15 protein-coding genes are annotated in these 15,265 nt (G+C 63.2%); 8 read left to right on the top strand and 7 right to left on the bottom strand.

Annotated elements, in window-relative coordinates; genetic code table 11:
- Nucleotides 1–71 precede the first annotated feature (71 nt).
- Nucleotides 72–1,046 carry a quinone oxidoreductase gene (locus tag DCG74_RS31585; protein WP_172785502.1) on the top strand — a complete coding sequence of 325 codons (975 nt, stop codon included), beginning with the start codon at nucleotides 72–74 and terminating at the stop codon, nucleotides 1,044–1,046.
- A 37-nt stretch (nucleotides 1,047–1,083) separates the two neighbouring features.
- Here DCG74_RS31585 and DCG74_RS31580 read toward each other — a convergent pair whose 3' ends face one another.
- The gene (locus DCG74_RS31580) at nucleotides 1,084–1,359 is read right to left on the bottom strand and encodes a hypothetical protein (RefSeq protein WP_172785501.1); all 276 of its coding nucleotides are present in this window, start codon (nucleotides 1,357–1,359) and stop codon (nucleotides 1,084–1,086) included.
- A 105-nt stretch (nucleotides 1,360–1,464) separates the two neighbouring features.
- Nucleotides 1,465–2,073, bottom strand: a complete 609-nt coding sequence (locus tag DCG74_RS31575; protein WP_027545883.1) for a S24 family peptidase — start codon at nucleotides 2,071–2,073, stop codon at nucleotides 1,465–1,467.
- Nucleotides 2,074–2,227: 154 nt separating this feature from the next.
- Here DCG74_RS31575 and DCG74_RS31570 point away from each other — a divergent pair, with 154 nt between their 5' ends.
- Nucleotides 2,228–2,764, top strand: coding sequence for a GcrA family cell cycle regulator (locus DCG74_RS31570; RefSeq protein ID WP_172785500.1), 537 nt, complete (start codon nucleotides 2,228–2,230; stop codon nucleotides 2,762–2,764).
- A 47-nt stretch (nucleotides 2,765–2,811) separates the two neighbouring features.
- On the top strand, nucleotides 2,812–3,387 hold the full coding sequence (locus tag DCG74_RS31565; RefSeq protein ID WP_172785499.1) for a hypothetical protein: 576 nt from the start codon (nucleotides 2,812–2,814) through the stop codon (nucleotides 3,385–3,387).
- A 44-nt stretch (nucleotides 3,388–3,431) separates the two neighbouring features.
- On the opposite strand, the gene DCG74_RS31560 is transcribed toward DCG74_RS31565, so the two are convergent.
- Nucleotides 3,432–3,788 (bottom strand): hypothetical protein, encoded by a 357-nt coding sequence (locus tag DCG74_RS31560; protein WP_172785498.1) that lies wholly within the window; start codon nucleotides 3,786–3,788, stop codon nucleotides 3,432–3,434.
- A 576-nt stretch (nucleotides 3,789–4,364) separates the two neighbouring features.
- Between DCG74_RS31560 and DCG74_RS31555 the strand changes: the two genes are divergently transcribed.
- Nucleotides 4,365–4,550: a hypothetical protein gene (locus tag DCG74_RS31555; protein ID WP_025037658.1), complete on the top strand. Its 186-nt coding sequence runs from the start codon at nucleotides 4,365–4,367 to the stop codon at nucleotides 4,548–4,550.
- Between the two features lie 145 nt (nucleotides 4,551–4,695).
- Nucleotides 4,696–5,037, top strand: coding sequence for a phasin (locus DCG74_RS31550; protein ID WP_036007681.1), 342 nt, complete (start codon nucleotides 4,696–4,698; stop codon nucleotides 5,035–5,037).
- A gap of 259 nt (nucleotides 5,038–5,296) precedes the next feature.
- Here DCG74_RS31550 and DCG74_RS31545 read toward each other — a convergent pair whose 3' ends face one another.
- From DCG74_RS31545 to DCG74_RS31530, 4 genes are all read right to left on the bottom strand, one after another.
- Entirely contained in the window at nucleotides 5,297–5,614 is a 318-nt protein-coding gene (locus tag DCG74_RS31545) for a cytochrome c (RefSeq protein WP_172785497.1), read from the bottom strand.
- Between the two features lie 37 nt (nucleotides 5,615–5,651).
- Nucleotides 5,652–5,858 carry a hypothetical protein gene (locus tag DCG74_RS31540; protein WP_172785496.1) on the bottom strand — a complete coding sequence of 69 codons (207 nt, stop codon included), beginning with the start codon at nucleotides 5,856–5,858 and terminating at the stop codon, nucleotides 5,652–5,654.
- Between the two features lie 74 nt (nucleotides 5,859–5,932).
- On the bottom strand, nucleotides 5,933–6,763 hold the full coding sequence (locus DCG74_RS31535; protein ID WP_172785495.1) for an alpha/beta fold hydrolase: 831 nt from the start codon (nucleotides 6,761–6,763) through the stop codon (nucleotides 5,933–5,935).
- A gap of 152 nt (nucleotides 6,764–6,915) precedes the next feature.
- The gene (locus DCG74_RS31530) at nucleotides 6,916–8,712 is read right to left on the bottom strand and encodes a ShlB/FhaC/HecB family hemolysin secretion/activation protein (protein WP_172785494.1); all 1,797 of its coding nucleotides are present in this window, start codon (nucleotides 8,710–8,712) and stop codon (nucleotides 6,916–6,918) included.
- 132 nt (nucleotides 8,713–8,844) lie between these two features.
- On the opposite strand from DCG74_RS31530, the gene DCG74_RS31525 reads away from it, so the two are divergent.
- From DCG74_RS31525 to DCG74_RS31515, 3 genes are all read left to right on the top strand, one after another.
- The gene (locus DCG74_RS31525) at nucleotides 8,845–10,056 is read left to right on the top strand and encodes a FecR domain-containing protein (protein WP_172785493.1); all 1,212 of its coding nucleotides are present in this window, start codon (nucleotides 8,845–8,847) and stop codon (nucleotides 10,054–10,056) included.
- A gap of 61 nt (nucleotides 10,057–10,117) precedes the next feature.
- A complete protein-coding gene (locus DCG74_RS31520) occupies nucleotides 10,118–12,859 on the top strand; it encodes an EAL domain-containing protein (protein ID WP_172785492.1) in 2,742 nt (913 codons plus the stop codon).
- 524 nt (nucleotides 12,860–13,383) lie between these two features.
- Nucleotides 13,384–15,000: a DUF1254 domain-containing protein gene (locus DCG74_RS31515; protein WP_172785675.1), complete on the top strand. Its 1,617-nt coding sequence runs from the start codon at nucleotides 13,384–13,386 to the stop codon at nucleotides 14,998–15,000.
- Nucleotides 15,001–15,265 lie beyond the last annotated feature (265 nt).

Below are 15,265 nucleotides of genomic sequence, written 5' to 3'. Positions count from 1 at the left end.
CGGACCAAATGCCTATTTCACAGGCCGATCCGGTATTCGGACCTTCACCTCAACGATAAGGGAGCAAGCCCATGACGCATGCCATTCGCTTTCACAAGACCGGTAGTCCGGAAGTCCTGGTCTGGGAGGAGGTCAGCGTCGGCAAACCTGGGCCCGGCGAGGCGCGTATCCGCCACACCGCCGTCGGCCTCAATTTCGTCGACATCTATAACCGTTCCGGCCTTTATCCGGCGCAACTGCCGAGCGGACTCGGCAGCGAGGCGGCCGGCGTCGTCGAGGATGTTGGGCCCGGCGTTACCGATCTGAAGCCGGGCGATCGCGTTGCCTATGGCGCTTCGCCGCTCGGGGCCTATTCGGAGGCACGGCTGATCCCCGCCGACCGGCTGTTGAAATTGCCCGACGGCGTCGACGACAGGACCGCGGCGGCGATGATGCTCAAGGGACTCACGACGCAGTACCTGATCCGCCAGACCTATCGGGTGAAGGCTGGCGATACCATCCTACTCCACGCCGCGGCTGGCGGTGTCGGCCTGATCTTGAGCCAGTGGGCCAAGCATCTCGGTGCGACCGTGATCGGCACCGTCAGCAACGACGAGAAGGCGAAGCTCGCCAAGGCGCATGGCTGCGACCACGTGATCATCTATACAAGGGAAGATTTCGTGAAGCGGGTCGACGAGATCACCGGCGGCAAGAAAGTGCCGGTGGTTTACGATTCCGTCGGCAAGGATACGTTCCTGAAATCGCTGGATTGTCTCGCGCCGCTCGGCGTCGCCGCGCTGTTCGGTCAGTCCTCCGGCGCAGTGGAGCCGCTCAATCTCGGCCTGCTCGCCCAGAAGGGCTCTCTCTACGTTACGCGTCCGACGCTGTTCACCTATGCCGCCAAGCGCGAAAATCTGGTGGCGATGGCGGGCGAGCTGTTCGACGTCGTCAAGTCCGGCGCGGTCAAGATCGAGGTGCACCAGACCTATCCGCTGAAGGACGCCGCCAAGGCGCATGCCGATCTTGCAGCACGCAAGACCACGGGATCGACCGTTCTCCTGGTGTAGCGCCGGACTGAGCGGTGGCGCGGGCTTCAAGCCTGCGTCACGTCGGCTCGTGCTTGCGCAGGTCACGGACGTGATCGAGGCGGATTGCCTGGATGTCGAAATCCTCGGGCTCGACCTGTGGGAGGGCCGCCTCGGCCAGGATGGCCTCGGTGACATCCTCGACCGAGTTCTCCACAATCTCGTGGATGAATGAGACGTTCCGATACTCGCCCGAGGCGAGGCGGGAGATGACCTCTCGCCTGGTGATTTCCGGATCGACGACCGCCTCGCGGCCTCGCCGCCCATAATCGATCATCACGACGAAATATTGCATGAAACGATCCTGCCGCGTCCCGATGGCCGGGATGCGGCAGATTATTTCTGAAAATCGGAACTATGTCAATGGCGATTTCTATAAATCAGAAATCGCCGGGTCCTCTCATTTGCCCTTCTTGCGCGGGCGCGCCGATTTCGCACGCAGCCGCTCAAGCTGCCCCTTGGGCATGGACAGGCAGATTTCCCCGACCCAGTCGAGCTTGACGCCGACGATCGGCTTGGCATTGAAGCTCGTGAGGTTGACCACGGATGGGGATTTGCCCCGCTCGATGGTCTTCAGGTAGCGCTCGCCGGTCTTGAGCCGGACCACCGCCTCTTCGCCGTAGAAGCTCGACAACGGATGGCGCTGGTCCTTGTAGACGACGATCACGTCGCCGCTTTCGTATTTGGGCAGCATCGAATCGCCCACGATCTCGAATGCGATCGTCTCTTCCATGATTGGGAACGGCAATGCGATGTCGCCGAGCCCTTCCGGCGGAACCTGTTCGTAGTCCGGCTCGATCACCGCGCCGGCTCCGACCCGGCCCATGATCGGCGCGAGATTGAGCTCGAGATATTCCATGATCGGAATGATCTCCGAGGCCTTCACCAGGCGCTCGCCGCCGAGAATCTCCGAGACCGCGCCGGGTCGCACGCCCATCGCCGCAGCCAGGCCGCCCTTGCTCTTGCCCGTCTTCTCCAGGCCCCGCTCGATCATTGCTACGTCCAACATGGTGATTCCCTCGATTGCGCACCGTTGCCTCTTGTAATCCGAAATTCGGAATTGATGCAATTATGAATATCAGAAATGCGAGCTTGACTCTGTATTCGGAATAACGGAATGTGTGTCTCGCCTCGCGGGTGGAGGCGCATCACAGGACAGCAGCATGGAACCGGGCCATTGGCCGTCGGAGCACTCCGACGCGCTTCGCGACTATTTTCTCAAAGGGATGTCTTATGCGGAGATCGGAAGACAGATAAACGCAAGATTTGGAACGGCTTATACGCGCAGCGCGGTGGTCGGCCGCGCCAAGCGGCTCGGGCTCATCGTGCCGCAATGGATGACGAGCCCGGCGCTCGCGCCGCCCTTGCCGGGTGAACCCGGCCTGCTTTCGCCGCGCGGGGTGGCGTGGCCGAGCCTCAATCTGCCGCCGAAGTCCGCCATGAAGCCTGCGGCGCGGGTGAAGTTGCGGTGTGTCGGCGTCCAACCGCGCCTGATCCAACTGGTCGATCTCCAGCCGGCCGACTGCCGATATCCCTATGGCGGCGACAAGGACGGTGAGGAGATCACCTTCTGTGGCCATGCGCGCCAGCCGGGCTCCAGCTATTGCGCGCCGCATGCCCGCCTGGCGCGCCGTTCCGGGGCTGCGTCGGCTGCCCGTGCCGCAGGCCCCGTCGTGCTGAAGCTGGTCTCGGCGCTCTGACGGTGCCGCCCTCCGTTCAACCCCTCAGTCTTGCAAGGAGTATCCGAGTGGCTCGTGCCCGACGCAACAAGTCCTATAAATTGGCGCAGATCTATGACCGGCGGTCGCGGGAGGTGCCGTTCAACGCCGAGATCGCGGAGGTGGAGGTCGACAATCCGCTCGCGCTCGATTCCGGCGAGAAGATCCTGGCGATCCGGTCGGTCCGCGGCGATCCGCTCGGCCGACTGCACGCGCACCACCAGATCGACGAGGCGCAATACCGCGGCGGGCGCGCCTTCCAGAACGATTGGGAGCGGGCCGAGCGGGGCCCGCAGGCGGTGGATACGACGCGCGAATATGTCGATGGCACCGGCACGCGCGAGCCCGTCACCGAGAGCCAGCGTCGGGCGGTGCTGCGGCTCAACCGGATCGAGCGAGAGCTCGGCACCGACGGCGCCGCGCTGGTGCACGACGTGCTGGTGCTGGGTCTGACCATGGATCAGGTTGGGCAGCGTCGTGCCGTCCGGACGCAACGCTGGAACGATTACTTCGCGCGGCGTTTTCGCGAATGTTTGGACCGGCTGGCGCTGATCTACGGCTTTGCGACGGAGACGGGAACGGCGCGCGGGGGCCGGCGTGGATGATTGCAAGGCGCCGGCGGTTCGGCCGCCGGCGTCCCGCCTGTTGCCTACGGATGAGGGACGATCTGGTAGGGCGTGGTGTAGGGCTCGACGCGCAGCGAGGCATTGGCCAGCAGCCCGATCTTGGCTGTCGGTGCCTGCTGTAATTCGCCGTTGGGCCCACGATGCACGTTGTATTGCCAGACGGTGAGATCGCCCTTCTGTGCCAGCGCGTGTGCAACGGCGCTCGCATCGTTGCCGCCGAGCGCCTGAAGCTCCTCCGCCGACAATCCGACGACGATTTCGTCCTTGATGGTGATGATCTTGAACAGGTTCATCTTGGTCTCCTGCGCCCATGCGCCTTGTGTCGAGAGGGTGAGCAGAGCGACTGCGGCGCCCTTGATGAGATCGCAGCGAGAAAGCATGCCGTCGTCCTTTTGGTGCTGACGCGCGCCCAAATCGAAGAGTTTTCAGCCATGGCGCCCGTATCTGCGTGGCCGTGCCGCAACGGCTTGGTCGCTCGCGCCTGGACGGCGGTTCACGGTGGGTCGGCCGCAAGATCGACTTTCATGCGCTTAACGCAACCGCCGGGGCCGGATTCAACAAATGCGTGTATACTGCCGAAGAATCGCCAATTCGTGCGCGCCAACGTGCATTCACATCGGAAACACGACGAAACGCTGTGCCTGATTGACGGTCACGAGTTGCTGTGTGCGTGACTGATGCCGCTTCTTGACGCAGGTGGGTGACGGCGATCGATATTCCTGTTATCCGGAATCGCCGTGGCGCGATGCAGACCAAGCATCGCTATACCCACGGTTGGGCTTGCCGGAAGGGTTGTTACTTGGCATAGTTGCAACCGCATGGTTGAGGCCGTCTTTTGGTGCGGTTCAGCGTGCAACCCGACCGGTCCCCTCGGCCGAACATTCGTCGCGAGGGGTCTGTCGTGGCGTCCGGTTCTCGAGCGGATCACGAAGGCCGATGCTTGTCATAGGTGCGAGATGAAAAACCTCAATTTCGCGGCTGAGCTGCATCTCAAGCTCGGTGTGCCTGCAAGCAGCACTGTCGAAAGTCTGCGCCTGCTCCGCGCCTTTCTGAAGCTCGCGCCGCGGCAGCGCTTCGAAGTGATCAAGCTGGTCGAAGATCTCGCCACCGAAGAAGCTCTACCCGAGCACCCTTTATCCTAAAGTCCGGCTGCGCGCCGGTCCCAGGCCGTTTCCCGCCCCTTTCCTGCCAGAGCAGGGCTCCCGGTCGTCGTTCCTCTGAAGGCTGGCGGCTGGATGGCGGTCAGGCAAATGTGGTATTCAGACGGAAAAAGGGAGGAGTGCGACTATGATCGAACCGAAAATCGAAGTTCCGGCCGAACTGCGTGACTTGGCCGAGAAGACGATCGACCAGGCGGAAAAGGCCTTCGGCATGTTCTTTGAAGCGGCGACCAAATCGATGTCGTCCGTTCCGGGCGCGGGGACGGAGGTGTCGAAGCAGGCGCTGGCTTTCACGGAGCAGAACATGAAGTCGGCCTTCGAGCATGCGCGCAAGCTGGTGCATGCCACCGACCTCCAGGAGGCGATGCGGATCCAATCCGATTTCCTGCGCAGTCAGTTCACCAGCGCCGGAGATCACATGCGTCAGATGACCGGCAGTCTCATGCAACCCGGCAAGGGCAAGTCCTGATTTTCGGCGTGTGTACAGCGTGCCCACAAATTGGTCTTGTGTGGCGTGAATATCCGCGCTTCGATACTGGCGCAGGTCCATGACGGGCCACCGAATGATCTCATTCGCCGTCCGTCATCCTTTCTGCTGATCCCTGCCGGTTCACCGGCAGGGATTTGCATTTGTAGCCCTTCGTGTAGCTTGGCATGTGCTGAGGCGTGATTTTGGGAAAAGCGCTGCACGGCTTGTGCGAGCCCGGCGTTCCGGCCCGATCATGCATCTAGCGCAGCGATGCGATGTAGGCCGCGATATCGCCGGCTTCAGTCCGGCTCAGGGGAAAATTCGGCATCTTCGGGTGCGGGTCGAGCAGGAAGAACGCGAGCCTTTCCGCACTGAAGTCCGGCCTGCGCGCAACGGATGCAAAGGAGGGGACGTCGGCGCTCGCCTGGGTCTGTCCGTTCGCCACGACGTGGCAGCTCGCGCACCAGCGCTTGGCGAGGTCGGCACCGTGATCGGCATCAGCGCCGAGAGCGGACGACGTGCCGGCGCCGGAGACCAGGCCAAGCAGCAGGAAAACTCGTCTCACATGCCGGAGCATCGGGCAATCTTTCTGCATTCGCTTGCGGCCGCCGCGCTCATCCGCAGCAGGATCCTGGAAACTGCGAGAGATCAATGCGGGCGGCGATCGACCGCAGCAGCCTGCGGGTCGAACGATAAAGATGCCGCATGAAGGCCGGCATTCTTGCCGCGGGCAGGCCAAGACCATTCGAAACAAGGCCTTTCGGAGCATGGCTCTTCGAAACAAGGCCCTTCGCATCAAGACTTTCGGAATAGTGCGACACGTGTCTCTCCGACGCCATGAGGCTTTCTACCGTGCCGTCTTGGAGCCGCCTTGATCTGCCGCAAAGCGGACCCGCTAATAGTCAGCCGGATTCATGATCATCGGGCTCTTCGTATCCGCCGGCGCGAGCGCGCTGCTGGTGCTGTCACGCAGGAAGCGGTCGAGCGTCTCCTGGATCTTCTCCTTGACCGAGTTGGGACCGCGGTCGCTCATCTCCGTGTGCTGTGCGCCGGTGTGGATGATATCGATGCCGCGCGCCTTGGCCTCTTCCGGCGTCGGAAGCACGCCGGGGTCCGTCACGAAGTGCGGGTCCTTCGAGCGGAACGACAGGATCTTCATGTGGTCGCTGACCACGAAGGGCACCCGCAGATTGTCCAGCGTGATCACCTTCGACACCAGTTCGGGGTGCTGATGAGCGACGTACATCGAGACATCGCCGCCGTTGGAGTGGCCGACGAGGGTGATGTGGTCGTATTCGACGTTCTCCTGCTGTTTCTTCAATTCGCCCAGCACGAAGAGAATGTTGGCTTCGGCGCGGATGTAGACCTCGCGCCGGCCGACATATTGCTGACCGACCTGGGTCATCAGCGGGGGATCGCTCGGCAGGTCCTGCTGGATGCTGGCAACCAGATAGCCTCGGGCGGCGAGCGCGTTGGCAAGGAAGGAATATTCGGTCGCCTTGACGGTGTTGCCATTGCTGATGACGGCGAGGGGGAGCTTCCAGAGGCCGAGATTGGCCTTGGTCTCATGGTCGCGTCGCACGGCGATCTCGACCGCGATCGGCCGCTGGCGCGAGGCGTCGAAGAGGGCCAAGGTCTCATGGCGGATCGCGAACCGGCTGACGACGAAATACTGCCCGATGCCAAGGACGCAGAGAAACGCCAGGGCGGCAAACACCTTCTTCATGGTCTGTCTCAAATCACCTTTGCCTGAACATGGTCATCGGGAACCCCGGTCGAGCGATCGTGAGCAAGGTTAGAGGATTAAATTTAGGCAAGTCTGCGGGCAAGACCGGGAAAAGCCGGCAAGCCGGGGCGATCGCCCGAAGAACGGGGTGGCTAGAGACAGCCAGCCTTGCCGCGCTCGGGGCAGAGCCGGAGTGCGCTCGACAGCGTGAAAACGAAGCGTGGGCTGCGGCGCTCGTTGTCCGGCGCCCGGTAGCTCAGGGGGACGGCCACGCCGAAATCGGCCTGGAGGTCGTCCGGCAGGAAGAAGCGCACACCGGCTCCGGCCGATGTCAGCGACAGCCCGTCGCTCAGGCGATAACCGTGGTTCCAGACGGCGCCGGCATCGCCAAAGGCATAGAGCTGATAGCCGGTCCAGTAGCGGAAATTGAGCTTCTGGTCGAAGCGCAGCTCGAGCGAGCCGGCCAGGCCGTTGTCGCCGCTGATCTCGGCTGCGCCATAGCCGCGGCCGAAGGCAGCGCCGCCGAGATAGAATTGCTGCGAGGTGAACAGTGGACGCGACGCCGTCTGGCTCGCCGCAGCGAGCTTGAGCGACCAGGCATCGTTGAGTGTCTGGTAGCGCGTGAACCAGAGATTCAGCACCGAGAAGTTCGACGATGCGCCATCGCGTGACAACAGATCGTCGTCGAAATGCGAGGCGCCAAAAATGTCGAGGCCCTGGCGGAAGGTCAGCGTCGCCAGATTGGTGCCGCCAAGGGGATCCTGCAGCCGGTAGTCGGCCGTCAGGCTCGCGGTCCTGATGTGGTCGTTGTACCAGGGGCCGTAAATGTCGTGCTCGGACACATTGCTGAAGGTGCCTGCCACAGTAAGCGTCAGCCCCGAGGATTGCGACATGAAGGGCACGGTGCTTGCCCGCACCTCGAAAGCTTCTGTTGTGGTGATGTCGCTGTCGAGCCGGCGCATATCGCCGGGCCGTACAGCGCTGTACAGGACGGAAGCGCCGAGGCGGATACCGTCGACGCCGACCGGCGCATCGTACGACAGGCGTGCGAAGCCGAGCTGGCGCGGATCGTTGGCAATAGTCGACAGGTTGATCGCCAGAGTATCGCCGGGCGTGAGGTAGGAGTTGAACGCGCCGGTGGCGTAGGTTTGCCAGGGACCAACCGACGAGGATCCGAGATTGTCGAGGCCGAACGAGGAGAAGACGTGCCAGGTCTTCAAGGAGACGGTCAGGCGGAAGCGGCCCGTCGTACCGCCGATCTCCTCGAGCGCAGTGTCGGTGATCCGGACGCCGGGCCTGCCATTGATCAGAAAGAGCTGGCGTTCGAGCGTTGCCAGCCGCGACGGTTGTTCGGCCAGAACCGGCGCCAGCATCGGCCTGACGCCGAACTGCTCGGCACCGTCGCCTTTCAGCTCGGCCTGCACAATGGCGCCTTCGAGCACTTGAATCCGGACTCGGCCGTGCGCGATGTCCTGCGGTGGCACGATGGCCCGGCTGAGATGGAAGCCGGCTGCGCGGTAGAGGTCGCTGATGGCGCCTGCGATCGCGACCAAGTCCGCCTGCGAGACCTTCCGGCCGAGATAAGGCTGGTAGATCGCGGCGATGCGATCGGGGGAAATGGCATGGGCGCCGCTGACGCTGACGCCGCGCAGCACGAATTGCGGCTTGGTATCGCCGCCGATGATGGGCTGTCCGACGCTCGGCAATCGGACCGGCGGCCGGCCGAGCGATTCCTGCTCGGTCTGGTTATCAAAATATTTCTCGGGCTGGCGTGGATCGAAACCCGGCTGGTTCGCCTGTTGCGCGAGTGCCGTTGGAGTTGTCGCGAAAATTGCTGCCAGCGAAACCAATGCGGTAAGGAGATGCCGTCTCTCACCGCGCGCAGCGACCCTGTCTCCGTAGTTCAACGGGGGATCTGCGACGGGGCGGTAAGGTCTCGTTAGAGGCATGATTTTTCTTAGTTTTTTATGGTCAACGATTGGTTAATTCGGCCACGCGGCTGGCCGCTTTCCGATAATCCTATCTTGAGTGATTTCGGATACCCCTCAGGCCTGGCTTGAAACGCGGGGCTGAGGATCATCATGTTCGGCAAGGTTGGAATGCGGCGGGCCCTGGCGGCGGCGCTGATCCTGGGAACGGCCTCCGGTGCATTCGCGGCGGACGACGGTGTGTGGTCCGTCAGCAAGTCCACGGGCGAGGTCTGGCTTGCAACGAACGGCGCCCAGCAGGTGTCGTTGACCCCGGAAGGAACGCTGAAACCTGGCGACACCATTCGCACCGGCCGCAATGGGCGCGTACTCCTCGTCCGCGGCGAGGAAACGATCCTGATCTCTCCCAATTCGGTGGTGGGCTTGCCGGCCGAAAAGAAGGACGGCCTGTCGACCACCATCGTCCAGCAGGCAGGTTCGATCCTGCTCGAGGTCGAGAAGCGCAACGTCAAGCATTTCGAGGTCGAGACCCCCTATCTCGCCGCCGTGGTCAAGGGCACCCAGTTCAGCGTCACGGTCGGTGCCGGCAGCACCAAGGTCGGCGTGCTCCGCGGCCAGGTCGAAGTCTCCGATTTCAAGACGGGGCAGATTGCACAAGTGATGCCCGGACAAGCGGCCACCGTCTTCGAACACGGCAAGCCCGGTCTCAGCCTGAGCGGTGCGGGCACGTTCAATCCGATCGAGCAGGGCAAGCCCCGCGCGCCCACGATCGAGCGAGTTCCAGTGCCGAAATCGGACCTGTCGGCGCCGCGCCATGCTGCCAATGGCCATGCCATCCATGCGCTCGGTCCGATCGACAAGGGCAACAAGACGGCCGGTGCGCCGAAGCCGTCGCACCAGGCGGCTGCTGGTCACGCCGCCAAGGCCGGCGTCGTGCGGATCTCGAGCTCGCTCGGTGAGGTCAAGCTGAACTTCCACAAGGTCACGCGCGGGCTTGCCCACGGCGCCGTGGCACCCGGCCAGGTGCGCAACGCGAATGCCGGCGCGATCGGCGAGACGGTCTGGAGCGACAACAAGACCAGCGCGATCGCCCCCAACAGCGCGAATGAGACTGCCGCAGCCCCTGGCGCCGGCAGCTCGTCGAACCCGGGCGCTGCGATAGCTGCAGCGGCAGCCAATAACGGAAACGGCGGTGGCAACGGCAACGGCGGGAACGGCAATTCCGGCAACGGCAATAATGGCAATGGCGGTAATGGCAACAACGGCAATAACGGCGCCACCGGCAACGGCTGGCACAACAGCGGCAACAGCGGTTTGAACGGCGGCGGTTCCGGCAGCAATGGTCACGGTCGCAACCGGCATTAAGGCGGTCTGCTAGGGGAAGAGGGGGCGCGCCCGCAGGCAAGCGGGTGCGCGGGAGGATCGGGTGAAACGCTACAGGCCGCATATTCTCGTCGTGATCGCGCTCGCGGTGGTGCTGTCCACGGGCTGGCACGCTGCGCTTCGCAATGCGCTCACCGACCTTCGATTCAAGTGGCAAACGCGTGCGGCCAGCGGCGACATCGTCGTGGTCGGCATCGATGCGCCATCCATCGACAAGATCGGGGTGTGGCCCTGGCCGCGATATCTCCATGCCGAGCTGCTGCAAAGGCTGGAAGCGGCGGGAGTGCAGGATGTTGCGTTCGATGTCGATTTCAGCACGCCGTCGGACCCGGCCTCGGACGAGGCGTTCGCCAAGGCGTTGCGGGACGCCGGCGGCTCGACGATCCTGCCATCCTTCAAGCAGCCGACGCCGAAAGGCGGCCCGGCCCACGTCAACCGGCCGCTGAAGGCATTCGGCAACCAGTCGTGGCCGGCCGTCGTCAATGTCGCGATCGAATCCGACGGGCTGGTTCGCCGCTATCCGTTCGGCGAGAAGCTCGGCGACGCGTTCATGCCTTCGATGGCCGTCGTGCTGGCGGGACAGGACGCCAATCGGCGGCCGCCCTTCCTGGTCGATTTCAGTATTCGTGCGGCTTCAATTCCAACCGTCTCCTATGTCGACGTGCTGCGCGGTGATCGCGCCACGCTCGACAGGCTGAAAGGCAGGAAGGTCATCATTGGCGCCACGGCGCTCGAGCTCGGCGACCGCTTCAGCGTTCCGAACGGCAGAATCGTCTCGGGGCCGGTCCTCCAGGCACTCGCCGCTGAATCGATTCTTCAGAACCGGACGCTGCGCTGGACCTCCGACATCGGCATGGTGCTGGGGCTGGGCGCGATCTGCCTGCTGATGATGTATTCGTGGCGCCGCGTCGCACCGGGACTTCGCGTCGCAATCCTGATCGCAGCCGGGGCGGCGGTCGAACTGGCCGCTCTGCTCGTGCAGGCAACATCGCCCCTGGTCATCGATACGTCGCTGTTCCACATCGCGATCATCGCTTACCTGACGGCAATTGCGCTCGACGAAATCGACTTCCGCAGCCTGCTCGGACGCATCGCCGAGAGCCGCTTTCATCGCATCGCGATGTCGCTCGGCGACGGACTGGTCTGCACCGACGAGGATCACCGGATCACGGTCTGGAATCCCGGCGCCAGCGCGATCTTCGGCTACATGCCGGCCGAGATCATCGGCCGCCCGTTCGAAACGCTGTGCGCTCCGCCGGCGGACGGCGGTGCAAGACCGTCCATGCACGATGCCGCGCGCGAGGCGCTCCTGGTTCCAGGCGGCGCCGTCGTCGTCGAATTCGAGGGCCGGCGCAAGAACGGGGAAACCTTCCCGGTCGAGGCGAGCTTCTCGGGCTGGCAGGGAACGGACGGCTTTCAATACGGAGCGATCCTGCGCGATATTTCGGTCCGCAAGCGTGAAGCCGAACGGATTCGATATCTCGCCGAGCATGACGCGCTGACGGGACTTGCCAACCGGAACATGCTGCATGTGGGCCTCACCGATCTGATCGCCGCGGCGGAGCGGCGGTCTTCCGGCGTCGCGTTGCTCGTGCTCGGGCTCGACGGCTTCCAGGAGATCAACAACATGCTCGGGCACTCGGCCGGCGATCTCGTGCTGCGCGCGGTCGCTGAGCGGCTCCGGAGCGAAGTCGACGGCAAGGCGATCATCGCCCGGCTCAGCGGCGACGAATTTGCCATCGCGATCGACTGCACTGACTTCGGCGAGCCGGTCTCGGCGTTCGCCGAGCGGATCGCGCGCGCGTTCGAGACCCCGCTCGCAGCGGGCGCCCGGCAGCATCGCGTCAGGATCAGCGTCGGCGTCGCCGTTTATCCCGACGGCGGGCAAAAGGCCGACGATCTCCTGAGCAATGGCCACCTGGCGCTGAGCCGCGCGAAGACGACGCGGCGCGGAAGCCATGTGGTGTTCGAAGCCACGATCCGGCAGGAGCTCGAGAACCGGCTGACGCTGGAGCGCGAGCTGGCGCTTGCCGCCGACCGCTGCGAATTCGAGCTGTTCTACCAGCCGCAGGTTCGCCTGCTCGACGGCAGCCTGGTCGGAGCCGAAGCGCTGATCCGCTGGCGGCATCCGGTGCGGGGCTACGTCTCGCCGGCCGAATTCATGCCTGTCGTCAACACCTCGGCGCTGTCGGAGCGGATCGCGAACTGGGTGATGGAGACCGCCTGCCGTCAGGCGCGGGCCTGGGAATTGTCCGGCAACGATGTGCGCGTCGCGATCAACCTGTCACCCTCGCAGCTTCAGTCCGGCGATCTCGCGCATTCGGTCGCGGCGCTGCTCGAAGCGACGGGGCTGACGCCGTCGCTGCTCGAGATCGAAGTCACCGAGGACATCCTGCTGCATGACGAACGCCGCGTGCTCGAAATGTTCAAGAGGATTCAGGAGCTCGGCGTCCGGATCCTGTTCGATGATTTCGGCACCGGCTATGCGAGCCTGAGCTATCTCAAGAAGTTTCCGCTCGACGGCCTCAAGATCGACCGGTCGTTCGTCTTCGGTCTTCTTTCGAATTCCGACGACGCTGCCATCGTCGGCTCGACCATCGGCCTCAGCAAGCAGCTCGGTCTCACGGTCGTCGCCGAAGGCATCGAGAACCGCGCAACGGCCGACCTCCTGGTCAGCATGGGATGCGAGGAAGGGCAGGGATATTTCTTCGGCCGTCCGATGCCCGCCGAAGCATTCGAAAAGCAGTTCCTGGCCGCGGAGCTCGCCACCGTCAGCGCCGCCTGAGCGGGCGGCTTTCGCCTGCGCGACTTGCCGTTGTGGATCGTTGCCGAGCTACTCTCGAAGAGCGGAAACGTCTGCTTGCCGGCGATGAGACGATCAAGGCGAAGCAGCCCGCCAAGGCAGCTTTTGACCCTCAGCGGACCTAGACCCCTGCCAAAAGACGGTTGATCTAAGTCAATGGCCGGCAGCCGTTCGCGTCAAATCTTCAGGCATGAATGAGCTCCAGCCAGAAAAACGTGCGGCCCCCAAGCCGACGCACTTGGAAGAGGCTCGACGTGTTATCGAGGAGTACATTGCCAATCTGCGCGAGATCATCAAGAAGCTCCGCCAAAAGATGAATTAAAGGCCGCTTGGCTTCGGCAGTTAGCGCCCGGCGTTGTGTCGTGCCCGATTTCGTCCGCAATACGACTATTGGTCGCGGGTAAGACTGCTTGGGCCGAATTGTCTGGAGCCCTTCACAAGTTAAAATTGCACCGGCGCTGCATTCCTAGGGGGACGTTGTATTCCACAGGGAGGCGACAACGATGATGAATGCCGTCAGATGCTTCGCAGCCATCGCTGGCTGCGCCGTATTGCTGCTGCCGCACTTCGCAACCGCCCAGACCCCAGGTCCGATTCCATCATCATTGGTCACGGCCGACAAGATCGAGTCGCGCATCGGCGTGCTCGAGTTCAAGGACGGGGTCCCGAGCAAGGCGACCGCCGACAAGCTCTTCGACAATCTCGACTTCACCTATGCCTATCGCGCGTTCATGGACAACATGCGCGGCGTCAGCATCCATGCGCTGCGCGAAGGTCTGCGAAGCGTCGGCGTCAAGGAGAACGAGGTGATCGTCTTCTCCGACCTGATGGATGCCAAGTCGCTGTTCCTGACGGCAAACGCCGACACCATCTACGTTATGGGCTACCTCGATCTCAGCAAGGGTCCCGTGGTGGTGGAGACTCCGCCCAAGTTTCTGGGCACCGTGCAGGACGCCTGGTTTCGCTGGATCATTGATCTCGGCCTGCCCGGCCCCGACCGTGGCGAAGGGGGCAAGTACCTGATCGTGCCGCCGGACTACCAAGGTCATCTGCCGGACGGCGGATACTTCATCGGCCGTGCCCGCACCAACACCATCCTGTGGTTCGGCCGCTCGTTTCTGGAGGATCACAAGGATCCGAAGCCGGTCGCCGAGACAATCCGTAAGTTCACCAAGGTCTACCCTTACGAGCCGGGCGGCGTGGGCACGCCGATTTCGGACTTCCTGGCCGGCAAGGCCAAGCTGGGGCGGGTCACCGCACCGCCGGCGACGGTGTTCCATGAAGGCAGCGGCAAGGTGATGAATACCCTTCCGCCGAACGACTGGACCTTCTACGACATGCTCAACGAGGTCGTGCAGAAGGAGCCGGCGACCTCGCTCGATGCAGAACTGATGGGGCCGATCGCCGCAATCGGCATCGTCAAGGGCAAGCCGTTCGCACCCGATGCACGCATGAAGAAGATCATGACCGAGGCGCTTGCGCTCGCCAACGCGACCTCGCGTGCCCTGTTCATGGTCCCGCGCGATCCGAGCTGGTTCTATTATCCGAACTCATCGTGGTTCAACTTCCTGTTCGTGAGCGGTTACGAGTTCGAAACGCCTATCCCGGAGATCACGCGCGAGGGAGTCAAACCCTTCCCGACCACCGGCTACCGTACCATGGATGCGCGCACCAACTTCTTCTACGGAGTCACCGGCATCACGCCTGCGATGGCGATGCGCCTGCCCGGCATCGGCTCGCAATATCTACTCGCGATGACCGACGCCGAGAAGAACGCTTTCGACGGTGCCAAGACCTACAAAGTGACGCTGCCCAAGGGCATCCCGGAAGAGAACTTCTGGTCGTTCACGGTTTACGACAACATGACTCGCTCGATGCTCGACACGCCGCAGCGCTATCCCCGCGCCGGCAGCCAGAGCTACCCGTCGCCGGCTGCAGATGCGGATGCCGACGGCTCCACCACCATCTACTTCGGTCCGACACAGCCCGCAGGAGTGAAGCGCGGCAATTGGATACAAACCGACCCGAAGAAAGGCTGGTTCGTGATCCTGCGCCTCTACAGCCCGCTTGAGCCGTTCTTCACGAAGAGCTGGCGGCTGAGCGAAGTCGAGCAGGTGAAGTGACATGCGCCGGCGGCAGGCATAACCAATCGCCTGCCGCCACAGGCTGGACGAGCGAGGCTGGCAATTGCCGCTTAGGAACCATCGAGAGGAGGGGCACATGGCACCTAATTGGTCGGCTGTACTGTACGTCCCCGCCTTAGCCGCGGCTTTCGCTTTCAGCGGATCCACTGGGCTGGCTGCCCAGGAGGACGTGCAAAGTATGTTAGCTGCCCAGATCCGCTTGCAGGGATTCGTCTGTGACAAGGCGATTGGTGCGAAGAAGGAC

Source organism: Bradyrhizobium sp. WBAH42 (genome assembly GCF_024585265.1).
GTDB lineage: Bacteria > Pseudomonadota > Alphaproteobacteria > Rhizobiales > Xanthobacteraceae > Bradyrhizobium.
Note: the sequence above shows the minus strand (reverse complement) of the source record. Positions and strands in the feature narration are given on the sequence as shown.

Coding starts and splice junctions, on each gene's coding strand:
- DCG74_RS31580 (WP_172785501.1), bottom strand. CDS start 1,359: ATGCAATATTTCGTCGTGATGATCGATTATGGGCGGCGAGGCCGCGAG.
- DCG74_RS31575 (WP_027545883.1), bottom strand. CDS start 2,073: ATGTTGGACGTAGCAATGATCGAGCGGGGCCTGGAGAAGACGGGCAAG.
- DCG74_RS31515 (WP_172785675.1), top strand. CDS start 13,384: ATGAATGCCGTCAGATGCTTCGCAGCCATCGCTGGCTGCGCCGTATTG.
- DCG74_RS31550 (WP_036007681.1), top strand. CDS start 4,696: ATGATCGAACCGAAAATCGAAGTTCCGGCCGAACTGCGTGACTTGGCC.
- DCG74_RS31530 (WP_172785494.1), bottom strand. CDS start 8,712: ATGCCTCTAACGAGACCTTACCGCCCCGTCGCAGATCCCCCGTTGAAC.
- DCG74_RS31555 (WP_025037658.1), top strand. CDS start 4,365: ATGAAAAACCTCAATTTCGCGGCTGAGCTGCATCTCAAGCTCGGTGTG.
- DCG74_RS31545 (WP_172785497.1), bottom strand. CDS start 5,614: ATGCTCCGGCATGTGAGACGAGTTTTCCTGCTGCTTGGCCTGGTCTCC.
- DCG74_RS31560 (WP_172785498.1), bottom strand. CDS start 3,788: ATGCTTTCTCGCTGCGATCTCATCAAGGGCGCCGCAGTCGCTCTGCTC.
- DCG74_RS31585 (WP_172785502.1), top strand. CDS start 72: ATGACGCATGCCATTCGCTTTCACAAGACCGGTAGTCCGGAAGTCCTG.
- DCG74_RS31535 (WP_172785495.1), bottom strand. CDS start 6,763: ATGAAGAAGGTGTTTGCCGCCCTGGCGTTTCTCTGCGTCCTTGGCATC.
- DCG74_RS31525 (WP_172785493.1), top strand. CDS start 8,845: ATGTTCGGCAAGGTTGGAATGCGGCGGGCCCTGGCGGCGGCGCTGATC.
- DCG74_RS31570 (WP_172785500.1), top strand. CDS start 2,228: ATGGAACCGGGCCATTGGCCGTCGGAGCACTCCGACGCGCTTCGCGAC.